The 12,374-nt window shown below is 42.6% G+C and carries 10 protein-coding genes; 1 reads left to right on the top strand and 9 read right to left on the bottom strand.

Annotated features, from left to right (window positions below; translation table 11 throughout):
* Window positions 1–20: 20 nt before the first annotated feature.
* From CWC02_RS01310 to CWC02_RS01300, 3 genes are all read right to left on the bottom strand, one after another.
* Complete coding sequence (locus CWC02_RS01310) at window positions 21–1,307, bottom strand: YeaH/YhbH family protein (protein ID WP_130167088.1); 1,287 nt, start codon at window positions 1,305–1,307, stop codon at window positions 21–23.
* 26 nt (window positions 1,308–1,333) lie between these two features.
* Window positions 1,334–3,256 carry a PrkA family serine protein kinase gene (locus CWC02_RS01305; RefSeq protein WP_054551538.1) on the bottom strand — a complete coding sequence of 641 codons (1,923 nt, stop codon included), beginning with the start codon at window positions 3,254–3,256 and terminating at the stop codon, window positions 1,334–1,336.
* Window positions 3,257–3,495: 239 nt separating this feature from the next.
* Window positions 3,496–4,077: a superoxide dismutase gene (locus CWC02_RS01300; RefSeq protein ID WP_054551537.1), complete on the bottom strand. Its 582-nt coding sequence runs from the start codon at window positions 4,075–4,077 to the stop codon at window positions 3,496–3,498.
* A gap of 264 nt (window positions 4,078–4,341) precedes the next feature.
* Here CWC02_RS01300 and CWC02_RS01295 point away from each other — a divergent pair, with 264 nt between their 5' ends.
* On the top strand, window positions 4,342–4,680 hold the full coding sequence (locus CWC02_RS01295) for a Grx4 family monothiol glutaredoxin (RefSeq protein WP_138615999.1): 339 nt from the start codon (window positions 4,342–4,344) through the stop codon (window positions 4,678–4,680).
* A 54-nt stretch (window positions 4,681–4,734) separates the two neighbouring features.
* Here CWC02_RS01295 and CWC02_RS01290 read toward each other — a convergent pair whose 3' ends face one another.
* The 6 genes from CWC02_RS01290 to CWC02_RS01265 form a co-directional block, all read right to left on the bottom strand.
* On the bottom strand, window positions 4,735–6,027 hold the full coding sequence (locus CWC02_RS01290; RefSeq protein ID WP_138615997.1) for a sensor histidine kinase: 1,293 nt from the start codon (window positions 6,025–6,027) through the stop codon (window positions 4,735–4,737).
* Window positions 6,027–7,355: a sigma-54-dependent transcriptional regulator gene (locus tag CWC02_RS01285; protein WP_138615995.1), complete on the bottom strand. Its 1,329-nt coding sequence runs from the start codon at window positions 7,353–7,355 to the stop codon at window positions 6,027–6,029. Before CWC02_RS01285 ends, CWC02_RS01290 begins: the two co-directional genes overlap by 1 nt.
* An 81-nt stretch (window positions 7,356–7,436) precedes the next feature.
* Window positions 7,437–8,642 (bottom strand): ABC transporter permease, encoded by a 1,206-nt coding sequence (locus CWC02_RS01280; RefSeq protein ID WP_054551530.1) that lies wholly within the window; start codon window positions 8,640–8,642, stop codon window positions 7,437–7,439.
* Window positions 8,643–8,653: 11 nt separating this feature from the next.
* On the bottom strand, window positions 8,654–9,967 hold the full coding sequence (locus CWC02_RS01275; RefSeq protein ID WP_138615993.1) for an ABC transporter permease: 1,314 nt from the start codon (window positions 9,965–9,967) through the stop codon (window positions 8,654–8,656).
* Window positions 9,968–9,969: 2 nt separating this feature from the next.
* Window positions 9,970–10,677 carry an ABC transporter ATP-binding protein gene (locus tag CWC02_RS01270; RefSeq protein WP_054551528.1) on the bottom strand — a complete coding sequence of 236 codons (708 nt, stop codon included), beginning with the start codon at window positions 10,675–10,677 and terminating at the stop codon, window positions 9,970–9,972.
* Window positions 10,678–10,698: 21 nt separating this feature from the next.
* Complete coding sequence (locus tag CWC02_RS01265; protein ID WP_138616030.1) at window positions 10,699–11,952, bottom strand: efflux RND transporter periplasmic adaptor subunit; 1,254 nt, start codon at window positions 11,950–11,952, stop codon at window positions 10,699–10,701.
* Window positions 11,953–12,374: the final 422 nt, after the last annotated feature.

Here is a 12,374-nt window from a genome sequence, read left to right as displayed (position 1 = left end):
ACTTTACCTCACTGGCAAGGCTATGCGGCGCCTTGCTGCTGACGATTCTTTTTAAATAATTCACGGAAAATAGGGTAAATGTCCTCAACGCCACGAATGTGTTGCATGGCAAAATTGTCGTGGGTTTGCACTATTGATTGATACTCTCGCCATAAACTTTGATGAGCACGGGCTGTAATTTCGATATAGGCGTAATAGCGCACCGCCTTTAACAGTTTATTACGTAAAATTTCGCCACAGTTTGGCGAATCATCAGCCCAGTTATCACCATCAGAGGCTTGCGCTGCGTAAATGTTCCACTCTTCAGGGTTATAACGTTCAGCGATGATTTCGTTCATCAGTTTTAATGCACTTGATACTATGGTGCCACCCGTTTCTTGAGAATAGAAAAACTCTTGCTCATCAACTTCTTTCGCTTGGGTATGATGACGAATATAGACAACCTCTATATTTTTGTAGCTACGAGTTAAAAATTGATAAAGCAGAATATAAAAGCGTTTTGCCATGTCTTTCGTGGCTTGATCCATCGAGCCAGACACATCCATTAAACAAAACATCACAGCTTTGCTTGTTGGGTGTGGTTGCTTTTCATAATTACGAAAACGTAAGTCGTAATTATCAATAAATGGCACTGCTTTTATGCGGTTTTGCAGCTCCTCAATCTGACGTTCAAGTAAAGCAATGGCTGCCTTGTCTGGCTGCTCTTCAGCTTGTAGCAGAGCGAGCTGACCTTCAAGCTCTGCAAGGTGACGTTTTTTGCCTGCAGTCATCGCCACTCTTCGAGCAAGCGAGCCTTGTAATGAGCGAACAATATCAATATTGCTTGGCATGCCGTCGTTACAAAAACCAGCGCGATGGGTTTTCATTTGCACCAGTTTATCGAGCTGGTTTTGTTGCAGGTTGGGCAGTTCAAGATCTTCGAACAGTAAATCTAAGTATTCATCTTTTGAAATAGAAAATACAAAGTCGTCTTGTCCTTCACCAGAGTCACTGGCTTCACCTTCGCCGCTACCACCCCCTTGACCGCCTCCTTGCGGGCGCTTGATTTTGTCGCCCGTAGAAAACTGGTCATTGCCTGGGTGGATCTGTTCACGGTCGCCACCACGTCCTTGATGAAAAATAGGCTCACTGATATCACGTTGCGGAATAGAGATACTCTCGCCGCTGGTGGTATCGGTTACGCTGCGCTTATTAATGGCATCAGATACCGCTTCTTTAATCTGTTTTTTATAACGCCTGATGAATCGTTGACGATTCAAGGTACTTTTGTTTTTTCCATTCAGGCGTCGGTCAATAAAATGCGCCATAACAACCCCCTTAAAACAAACGTTTTTTACTGCGATTTTCTAACGCGTAAATACCATTCAGAAAGTAAACGTACTTGTTTTTGGGTATAGCCTTTCTCAACCATACGATTGACAAAGTCTTCGTGTTTTTTCTGATCTTCTGCAGAGGTTTTCGCATTGAAGGAAATAACCGGCAGCAGATCTTCGGTATTTGAGAACATTTTCTTCTCAATAACTGTGCGAAGTTTTTCGTAGCTGGTCCAAAGCGGATTCTTGCCTTGATTGTGGGCACGCGCCCGCAGTACGAAGTTAACTATCTCATTACGGAAATCTTTAGGGTTTGAAATACCCGCAGGTTTTTCAATCTTCTCAAGCTCTGCGTTAAGCGCAGCACGGTCAAATAACTGGCCAGTATCTGGGTCGCGGTATTCTTGATCTTGGATCCAGAAATCTGCATAAGTGACGTAGCGGTCAAAGATGTTTTGCCCATATTCAGAGTAAGACTCTAAATAGGCTGTTTGTAACTCTTTCCCGATAAACTCTACATACTGAGGAATGAGGTAGCCTTTTAAGTGGCTTAAGTAACGCTCTTCAACATCGGCGGTAAATTGCTCTCGCTCAATTTGCTGTTCAAGAACATAAAATAAGTGCACTGGGTTGGCTGCCACTTCAGTGGTATCGAAGTTAAATACCCGCGATAGGATCTTAAACGCAAAGCGGGTAGAAAGCCCGGTCATGCCCTCATCAACACCCGCGTAATCGCGGTATTCTTGATACGACTTCGCTTTCGGGTCAGTATCTTTTAAGCTTTCGCCGTCATACACCCGCATTTTTGAATAAATACTTGAGTTTTCAGGCTCTTTAATACGCGAAAGAGTGGTAAATTGTGCCAGTGTTTTTAATGTGCCCGGTGCACAAGGTGCATCATGTAATTCACTGTTTTCAAGAAGTTTATTGTAAATTTTGACTTCTTCAGATACACGTAAACAATAAGGCACTTTGACGATGTAAACACGGTCTAAAAATGCTTCATTGTTTTTGTTATTCTTAAATGTTTGCCACTCAGATTCATTTGAGTGAGCTAAAATCATGCCATTAAACGGCAGGGCACTAATGCCTTCTGTACCGTTGTAATTGCCTTCTTGCGTGGCTGTAAGCAGTGGATGTAGCACCTTGATTGGCGCTTTAAACATTTCCACAAACTCCATTAAGCCTTGGTTTGCTAAGCAAAGTGCACCTGAGTAGGCGTAGGCATCAGGGTCGTTCTGCGCAAAGTGCTCAAGCTGGCGAATATCGACTTTACCCACTAACGCTGAAATGTCTTGATTGTTTTCATCGCCGGGCTCAGTTTTCGCAATCGCGACTTGATTTAAAATAGATGGGAAGCGCTTAACCACTCTAAATTGGCTAATATCACCGTTAAATTCACTTAAGCGTTTTGCAGCCCACGGTGACATCACCGTTTTTAAATAACGCGGTTTAATGCCGTATTCTTTTTCTAAAAGCTCAGCGTCTTCATTTGGGTCAAATAACGCTAAAGGGTGGTCGTTAACAGGCGAGCCTTTAATTGAGTAAATAGGTACCTGCTGCATTAAGTATTTTAGTTTTTCAGCAATGGATGATTTACCGCCACCTACTGGGCCAAGTAAATACAGTACTTGCTTACATTCTTCTAAGCCTTGCGCAGCATGTTTTAAATAAGAAACGATTTGTTCAATGGCATCTTCCATACCATAAAAATCGTGAAATGCAGGGTAGCGTGCGACTACGCGATTAGAAAACAGCCTGCTTAAGCGCGCATCGGTTGAAGTGTCGATAATCTCCGGCTCACCGATGGCCATCAATAGCCGCTCTGGTGCGCTGGCATAAGCTGATTTATCCTTCTTACAGATCTCGAGAAATTCCTCAATACTGTATTCTTCTTCTTGCGCTGCTTCGTATCGTGATTGGTAATGCTCAAAAATACTCATAGAGACCTCCGAAAACCCGCTAAAATGACGTGTAATTAGATTAAGAGAAAAGCAAAGGCTAATTAAAGCTTAGTCACGATTTTGAATTTTTGCGCAAGAAAATTAAGAATTTAATTGAAAAAAGCTCATCTTGATTACGCTTTTTGGCTGAGGGCTTGGCTGCGACTTAGAAGGGGCGTGCACTGGCAATAAAAAAGACGCCGAAGCGTCTTTTTTTGATTACTGCTAGTAACAGAAGATTAAGCGAAGTTAGCGTTCGCGAAGTCCCAGTTAACTAATGCCCAGAAACCTTTTAGGTAATCTGGACGAACGTTACGGTAATCGATGTAGTAAGCGTGTTCCCAAAGATCCACAGTTAGGATTGGAGTAACACCTTCATCAGTTAATGGCGTTGCAGCATTTGATGTGTTAACGATATCAAGAGTGCCGTCAGCTAGTTTAACTAACCAAGTCCAGCTTGAACCGAAGTTGTTTACTGCTTTGTCGTTTAACGCTTCTTTGAATGCGTCGAAAGAACCCCATTTAGCGTTGATCGCGTCAGCGATTGCGCCTGTAGGCTCGCCACCACCGTTTGGAGATAGGCTGTTCCAGTAGAACGTGTGGTTCCAGATTTGTGCAGCATTGTTAAATACGCCACCTTCTGAAGAACATACGATTTCTTCTAGAGATTTGTTTTCGAATTCTGTGCCTGGGATCAGACCGTTTAATTTCACAACGTAAGTGTTGTGGTGTTTACCGTGGTGAAACTCTAGAGTCTCTTTTGAAATATGTGGCTCTAATGCATCGATTGCGTATGGTAGTGACGGTAGTTCAAATGCCATTTTTTATCTCCATCTTCTTGGTTGATAGTCCACTCAGTTATAGGTAATAGCAAGGTAAACAGCGTACTTCCCTATACCAAGTGGTATTATAGTGTTACTATAATTGTTGAGTATTTTACTCAAGTTTTAGCAAACAGCAATGCTATTGCTAAAGACTATTTAAAATTGTGGCTACGAATGCCGATTTTAAGTTATATATCTGAGGCCACAGTGAAACTTTTTCAAGGCCAATGTAGTAAGCCAATGTCTTTTTTGAGGTTGTAAATGGAAACCATCGATAAAATTAAACAGCAAATTTCTGAAAATCCAATTCTTCTTTACATGAAAGGATCACCAAAGTTACCTAACTGTGGTTTTTCTTCACAAGCATCACAAGCACTTATGGCGTGTGGTGAGCAGTTTGCTTACGTTGACATTCTACTTAACCCAGATATCCGTGCAGAGTTACCTGCATACGCAAACTGGCCAACATTCCCACAGTTATGGGTAGAAGGCGAACTTATCGGTGGTTGTGACATTATTATCGAAATGTTTCAACGTGGTGAATTACAGCCACTAATCACTGAAACAGCTGCAAAGTACAAAGAAAAAGACGCTGATTAATTATATTTAGTGTTGAAAGAAGCCGCTGATTGCGGCTTTTTTGTATCTGTTGTATTACGCGGGCAGCAAAACATGCACGCTTAATCCACCTTGCTCGCGGTTATGCAAGCTAATTTGCCCGTGGTGCGCTTCAACTATTTCCCTGCAAAGTGCTAACCCTAGGCCACTGCCTGTTGCTTTAGTGGAGTAAAAGGGTATAAGTGCGTTAGCCATTACAGCTTCACTCATACCTTTACCTTTATCACTCACCGTGATGTGAGTGCCACTTGCTTCTTGTTGCACTGTTAAGCTGACATCTTCGGGGTTTGACCCTGACTCATAGGCATTTTTTAATAGGTTTATAAGTAACTGTTCGAGCTGAGTGTGATCAGCATCAGTTGTCACTCGCTCATCAAGTGAGACCTCGACCTGCCACTGACTTTTTAATTGCTCAATCAGCGTCGGCCAGTTAATCGTTGATAGTTGAGGGGTGGGTAACTTGGCAAATTTACCATAGCCTTGCACAAACTCATTAAGGTGTTTTATGCGCTCTCCAATGGTGGTAAATACCCGTTTTAAGCGTGGCTCGTCAACTTCTTTTGTTAAAAGTTGCGCGCTATGAAGCATAGACGACATTGGTCCAAGGGAGTTGTTAAGCTCATGGCTAATAATACGAATAACTTTTTTCCAAACCTCTACTTCTTGGCGGCTTAGTTCACGGGTCAGTTGTTTAAAAACATACAGTTGGTGAAACTGATTATTAAGTAATAATCGACCTGTTGCCATATGCCAAGTTTGTGATTCTTGATCTGCTTTGTCGAGGGTAAATAAGCCATCAACGCCTTTGTGAATGGCACGCGTTAATTGCTCGCAGCTTGAATCTAATAAATGTTCAAGCTTGGCGCCTTCAAGGGCTGATTTAGCATCGAGTAAACTGCGAGCACTGTGGTTGCTATACACAATAAAGCCTTGGTCGTTAGTCAAAAGTACAGCTTGTGGCGAGCTTTGCAGTACTTTGTCGAGCATTAGCTCACGCTGATAAATCCATTGCTTTTCTTGGCGAAGCTGTTTTGCGGTTTGGTTATAAAGCCGGCATAAATCACCTAGCTCATCACTGCCATCATAGGCTAATAATGTAGCCAGCTCACCATCTTTAAAATTAAGCAGCCCGGTTTCGAGCGAGTTCATGCCATCAATGAGCGGAGCTGATAATTGCGCGGCAAAAAATCCGCTGATCAAGGCGCAAGCACTCAGGGCTAATAGGCTGTAAAGCAAGTTTATGCCCGCAAAATAACAAACCAATATAAGCGGCAATGCAGACGCTGCAATACACAAAGTTATGATTTTATATCGAAACGAAAAACGCATTAGTATTCAATCTTAAATTTATCAAGCCTGCGATAAAGTGCTTGGCGGCTTAAGCCAAAATGGCGAGCCACTTTAGCAATCACACCTTTGTATTCGCGCATGGCAAGCTCAATCTCTTGTTTGTTAGGCTCTGCTCTTGTTTGTGTTGGGCTGTTTGTTTCAACTTGTAAGCCAAAATCAGCAAGCTCAATCACCCCTGTGGGTTTTAAAACGCCAGCGCGTTTACAGGCATTTTCAAGCTCACGAACATTACCCGGCCAACTATGGGCGAGCAGGGCTTTTTCTGTACTTAGCGACAGTGTGCGCTCAGGTAAAAAGTGTGCGACTAAAGCTAAAATATCATCTGGGCGATGGGCAAGGCTTGGTAAATTTAACTCAATCACATTTAAGCGGTAGTAAAGGTCTTCACGAAATTGACCTGTTTTAATTGCATGGCTTAAATCTTCATTGGTAGCTGAAATCACCCGCACATTCACTTTACGAGTTTGTGTTGAACCTAAACGTTCAAATTCACCGGTTTGTAAAATGCGTAATAATTTCATTTGCCCAGAAAGTGGTAAGTTACCAATTTCGTCTAAAAATAGGGTGCCACCATCGGCCGCTTCAAAACGGCCAATGCGTTGTTTAGTAATACCGGTGTAGGCGCCCGCTTCGGCACCAAATAATTCAGCCTCAATAAGCTCGCTTGGCAAAGCACCCGCATTAACAGTGATAAAGGGTTTATCAGCTAATAATGAATTAGCCTGTATTATTTGCGCAATTCGCTCTTTACCACTGCCGTTGGGGCCTGTGATCAGCACTGAAATATCCGATTTAGCCACTTGAACCGCAAGATTAACAATGTGCTCCATAGCGGTACTTTTATAAACCAAGCCCACCAAATTTGCTTGTTGCACAGATGCGTCACGCTCTTGCTGGTGGCGTGTAAAGGTTTCGTTTTGCTGTTTTGCTTTACCTAGCTCGATTAGGTTATTTACACAAGTAAGTAGCTTGGCATCGTCCCATGGTTTTGGTAAATAATCAGCAGCCCCTGCTTTGACAAGTTCAACGGCAGTAGAAAGCTCTGTCCATGCGGTGATCAAAATAATCGGTATGTGAGGATTAATGTCTCGTAAGGCATAAAAAAGTTCTTTGCCTTCTTCGCCGGAAGTGGTGTCGGCGGTGAAGTTCATGTCTTGAATAACAAGCGCTATGCGTTGGTATTGTACGGCTTGAATTGCCTCAAACGGGTTACTTGCTGTAACAACATCAAAACCGTGAATTTCGAGTAATAACGACAATGCATCCAAAATTGCTGGGTTATCGTCGACGATAAGTATTTTTTCCATATTATTGTTTTAGTTATTTTCCTAATAAGGGTGCAAGATGAATGCTACACTGTTAATCCAGTGTAGCATAGGTTGGGAGAACTAAATTGTTCGAGTTGCAATGCTCGGTGAGATATTCGCCGCCCGTTTTGCAGGTGCAAGTACTGCTAATAAACTCATAACAAACACTGCCAGCGCCGTAGCAAGCACGTAGCTAATATCAAGCTGAGCTATTGAAAAGTGCTGCATGAGCACCTGGCCTAAATACACGGCAGCAATCACACCAATCACTAAACCAACTATACATATCATGGCGTTTTCAACTAAGAAGTAGCTGATGATGGCCGATTTTCTGGCCCCTAAAGCGCGGCGAGTACCTATTTGTTTAGTACGCTTACTAATATTGAACAGCGTTAGGCCGAAAATACCCAGAGCCGTCACCAACACTAAAATAGTAATAAGTACAATCAGCATGCGCATCATTAATGTATCTTCAGCCATGTATGACTCTTTATCGTCATCTAAGCCACGAATGCGAGAAATTACACGCTTGTTGTAGTTTTTCAGCATGGCTTCTTCAACACGGTTCATGACTGATTGACGTTGACCTGGCTCTGTTCTAACCACAAAGCGTGCATTTGTACCAGGCTTAATAAAAGGCAGCAGTGCTACGTTATCTGGGCGGCTGTCTTTAAGCCATGGGCCTTTCATCAGTTCAACAACACCAATTACTTTCATTGGAATGTCACCAAAATAGACAGTTTGACCTAAACCATTGCCGTCAGGGAACAGCTCATCGAGTAGAGTTTTAGTAACAACGGTTACTTTTGAAAGCTCATCATAGTTATCGGTAACGATCACTTCGTCTTCAGTGTAGTTACGCCCAGCAATGAGTTTAACGCCATAGGTATTAATGCCATGCTCATCGATAAACATGTAAGAGCTACGCGCTGATTTACTCTCTTCAGGTGCTGGCTTTAAACTAAAATCTGACGAAGAGCCACTGCCCGAAAGCGGTGTATTACTTGAATAAGCAGCATCAACTACACCAGGTATTTGACGAAGCATGGCTTCATCAAGCTCATATTGCTGTGACGGCGACACATCTTTGCCAAACATCATGACATTAAAAACGAAAATGTCTTGTTCAGGATAGCCAGTCTCTTGGCTTAAATAGCTAATTCTGTCTTGAATAATAAACGCTGCGTTACTGACAATCGCAGTGGTGATGGCAATTTGGATCAGTAATAAAATAGCGCCAACTTTTGAGCGACATAAGGCGTGAAAGATAGGTTTAATTTCTAACATGGGTGTCTTCCTTATTGGCTCTTAAGATAAATAGCAGGGTTGGTTTTACATACCAGCCAAGCAGGGTACAGACCCGCTATCACACAGGTGCTAATAGCAATCACAGGTGCGCTGAGTAGCATGGTTAAATCCATAGTGGCTAAGCTTTGGTAGTAGCTATAGCTTTGACGTACGCCTAATAAGCCCACTTGCGCCAAAATAATACCCAAGATGCCACCTAAGAAACCTAACATCGCGACCTCAACAATATGTTGAAAGAATATTTGGCGTTTACTAGCACCTAATGCACGGCGTACACCGACCTCAGGAGCGCGGCGTAAAAACTTCGCTAGTAACAAACCTAAAATGTTGGCAAGGCATACCGCTAAAAACATAAAGCTTAAGCCAACCAGAATTTCGTTGTCTTCGCTAACGACATTGTTGTACTGCATCCACTCATTTACATCGCGTAAGGTGGCGGTTAATTTTTCGCGGTTAAAACGACCTAGCTTTTGTTGCTCTTGCATATAGGCCATTAAAAAGTCTTGGTAAGCTTGCTTTTCTGCAGGTGTTTTTAGTTCAACCCAAAATTGTAACCACACCATTTCAGAATTGAGCTTATCGTTAAAGGTATTGGTTTTTTCGTGCTTCCAACCATTGGTATTACCCCAGTTTTCAAGCTGGCGTGCTTTCATTAGGCTAAATGGTAAAAATAGTTGCTCGGTCTTATTAAATGCACCGTTGTTCAGATCATAGTATTTGGTGGTGATATCCCAATCATCAATCACGCCAATAACTTCGTAGCTGGCATCATCAAGGTACACCATTTTGCCTACTGGGTTTTCACCTGCGAATAGTTTGTCGTTTAATTCTTTATTGATCACCACAACAGGGGCGGCATCGGCTTCTTGTTGCGCGCTCCAAACCCCACCGTAAATAAACGATAGGTTAAACATATCGAAAAAATCAGGCGTGATTAGGCGAGCTTGACCAATAAATGGTTTAACTTTATCTGAGTCTAAATAAACCGAAAAACCCGTTCTAACCATAGTGACACGTTTGCCACCCGCATTTGCTTGATTAAGATTAACGGCATCCTGATAAGTTAATTGCAGTGGCATGTTATCGACTGTCCACCACGTACGGCCTTCATCCATGGTTTGTAACTGCACAGAATAAAGGTCACTACTTTTTTCAGGAATAGGGTCTGCCGACATCATGTGATACACAGATAAACTGGTCATGGTTACGCCAATACCAATGGCAATGGCCAGTACCATTAAAAAGCTCACAAGTGGCGTGCGCTTAAAGCTGCGCCAGCTTAAATCTAAATAATGAAGGAACATGGTTACACTCCAGCCGCTTTAAGGTTTTGAGTGCCTTGATATAAGGTGAAGTCAGCTAATTGGCCGTCAACAACTTGGATATTACGTGGTGCTCTGCGAGCAAGTTCAGGATCATGGGTAACCATGATGATAGTTGCGCCATCCCGGTTGATTTGCTCAAGTAGCTCCATCACTTGACGCGCCATTAAACTATCTAAATTACCGGTTGGCTCATCGGCAAGTAAAAAGCGCGGTTCACCTGCAAGGGCTCTGGCAATAGCCACACGTTGTTGTTGACCACCAGAAAGTTGTTGCGGTAAGTGTTTAGCGCGTGAAGCTAAACCAACTTGCTCTAGGCATTGCTCGATTCGGCGCTTACGCTCGGCGGCTTTGATACCGCGATAACGCAGTGGTACTTCAATATTTTCATAGAGGTTCAAATCTGGAATAAGGTTAAAACCTTGGAAAATAAAACCAATTTTTTGATTACGAAGATCTGCACGCTGGTTGTCGTTTAGCTTACCCACATCGATACCGTCTAACATGTATTGGCCTTCGCTAAAGGGTTCTAACATACCGGCGATGTTTAAAAATGTGGTTTTTCCTGAGCCACTTGGGCCCGTTACGGCAATAAATTCACCTTCTTCTACTTGAAGATTAAAGTCACGAAGGGCATGTGTTTGTACCATATCTGTTTGATACACTTTGCTGATGTTGTTCATTGTAAGCATGTTGATTATTCCTTTTATTTGTTAGCGTAAAACCAGTGTGGGTGCTTTTTTAAAGCGATCGTAGTTCGAGATAATTAACTTATCGCCAGGCTCTACGCCTTCAATTATCTCGACAGCATTGATACTGCTTGCACCGGTTTTTATATCGATTAAATAAGCCATGTCACCGTCAACTTTATAAGCATGGGTGCCACCTTGTTGTAAGAATGCGCCGCGTTTTACTTGTAATACATCGTCGCGATTTTCTAGTAAAATACGTGCGGTTAAGCGTTGGTTTTGGCGAATGCCAGAAATCTCATTGTCAAAGCGTACGCGGGTTGTGACCTCGCGATTATTTACTTCAGGTGATATAGCCGATAGCGTGCCTGTGACATGACGAGCACCTAAAGTAAGCTCAACTTGCATACCAAGACCCAGCTCATTGGCGTAGCTTTCTGGTACTTGCAGTTCTGCTTCAAAGTTACTTAAATCGACCAATGTCATTAGTGGTTGGCTTTGTGTGACCGCTTCTTTTTGTTGCACTAATAAGTTACCCACAATGCCGCTTACACTCGCGGTAATAGTGAGTTCATTTACTTGTCTGAGTAAGTCATCAACAATTAGTTGCTGACGAGCCAGATCACGCTCTGCTGCTTTTAGCTCAAATGCGAGGGTGTCTTTAGCTAAGCTGACTTCTTGCTCGGCGTGCTTATAAGACAGCTTGGCACGGGCTAAGTCATCAACGGCTTTTTCTAAATCTATTTGGCTAATTAAATGTTTTTCGATTGAGATTTTAGCTCGGCGGTTTTCTCTATCTGCAGCATTGAGTTCAACTTGCGCTAAATCGAGCGCTTTAGTCAGGCTTAGTTTTTGTCTACGCGCTTCAAGTTGCTTGCGCTGTAACTCGCCTTCTAATCTCGCTAATACTGATTGTTGTTGTTTTAGCTCGTTGGTTAGCTCAGGGCTGGTTACGGTTGCGATCACTTCATTTACTTCAACGCTGTCACCGGCTTTAACTTTTAAATCGACAAAGCCGCGTTCAGGGCTGTAAACCTTTGGCGCATTAGCTGCAACGATTTTACCGCTTGCTGCTACATCTCTGGTGAGTGTCTTTTGGCTTACTTCACTAATTTGTAGGCTTGCTGCATCAACCGAGATGCTGCCATCGTTACTGGCAAACAATGCTTTAAAGCCGAGTGCACCAACAAGTATTACACCTGCTGCTAGTATAAGTGGCTTTTTAATGGTGTTTTTCTTGGCCACTGTAATATCTTGGGCACTGGTATCCTTAATCATCATAACTCCTTACGATTCTCAAAACACACAATCATGAAGCCAACGGCAAGCATGGTAAGTGGAGAAGCCATAAACAAACTGATAGTGAACATTTTGAAATCCTCAATTTCGCTGATGTCTTATCTATACCAGTAGCGTGCCAGTTTTTAATTTATTGATTTTTAATTATTTTATGTTTTAACAGTGAGTTAATGTCTGTCCGCGGACAGAAAAAGTGTCCGCTGCGGACACTTTTAAATTGCTGATTGTTGACGCAAGGGTAAAGAACTCAGTCATTGCGACTAAGGTTGTCTGCTCAGATACGTAGTTTGTAACTATGCTAAAGCCAAGAGTAAATAATGATGCAGTTAGGCTAGGCGAGACCCCGTAAAAAACTGCATTGATATTCATATTTTGAATAATTATTCAAAACAAAGCGCAGT

Origin of the sequence: Pseudoalteromonas sp. S2721, from assembly GCF_005887425.1 — a bacterium.
GTDB classification, from domain to species: Bacteria; Pseudomonadota; Gammaproteobacteria; order Enterobacterales; family Alteromonadaceae; genus Pseudoalteromonas; species Pseudoalteromonas simplex.
Note: the sequence above shows the minus strand (reverse complement) of the source record. Positions and strands in the feature narration are given on the sequence as shown.

Excerpts from the sequence above, each read along its gene's own strand:
- CWC02_RS01295 (WP_138615999.1), top strand. The coding sequence starts at position 4,342 with ATGGAAACCATCGATAAAATTAAACAGCAAATTTCTGAAAATCCAATT.
- CWC02_RS01285 (WP_138615995.1), bottom strand. The coding sequence starts at position 7,355 with ATGGAAAAAATACTTATCGTCGACGATAACCCAGCAATTTTGGATGCA.
- CWC02_RS01265 (WP_138616030.1), bottom strand. The coding sequence starts at position 11,952 with ATGATTAAGGATACCAGTGCCCAAGATATTACAGTGGCCAAGAAAAAC.
- CWC02_RS01300 (WP_054551537.1), bottom strand. The coding sequence starts at position 4,077 with ATGGCATTTGAACTACCGTCACTACCATACGCAATCGATGCATTAGAG.
- CWC02_RS01310 (WP_130167088.1), bottom strand. The coding sequence starts at position 1,307 with ATGGCGCATTTTATTGACCGACGCCTGAATGGAAAAAACAAAAGTACC.
- CWC02_RS01270 (WP_054551528.1), bottom strand. The coding sequence starts at position 10,677 with ATGCTTACAATGAACAACATCAGCAAAGTGTATCAAACAGATATGGTA.
- CWC02_RS01275 (WP_138615993.1), bottom strand. The coding sequence starts at position 9,967 with ATGTTCCTTCATTATTTAGATTTAAGCTGGCGCAGCTTTAAGCGCACG.
- CWC02_RS01305 (WP_054551538.1), bottom strand. The coding sequence starts at position 3,256 with ATGAGTATTTTTGAGCATTACCAATCACGATACGAAGCAGCGCAAGAA.
- CWC02_RS01280 (WP_054551530.1), bottom strand. The coding sequence starts at position 8,642 with ATGTTAGAAATTAAACCTATCTTTCACGCCTTATGTCGCTCAAAAGTT.
- CWC02_RS01290 (WP_138615997.1), bottom strand. The coding sequence starts at position 6,027 with ATGCGTTTTTCGTTTCGATATAAAATCATAACTTTGTGTATTGCAGCG.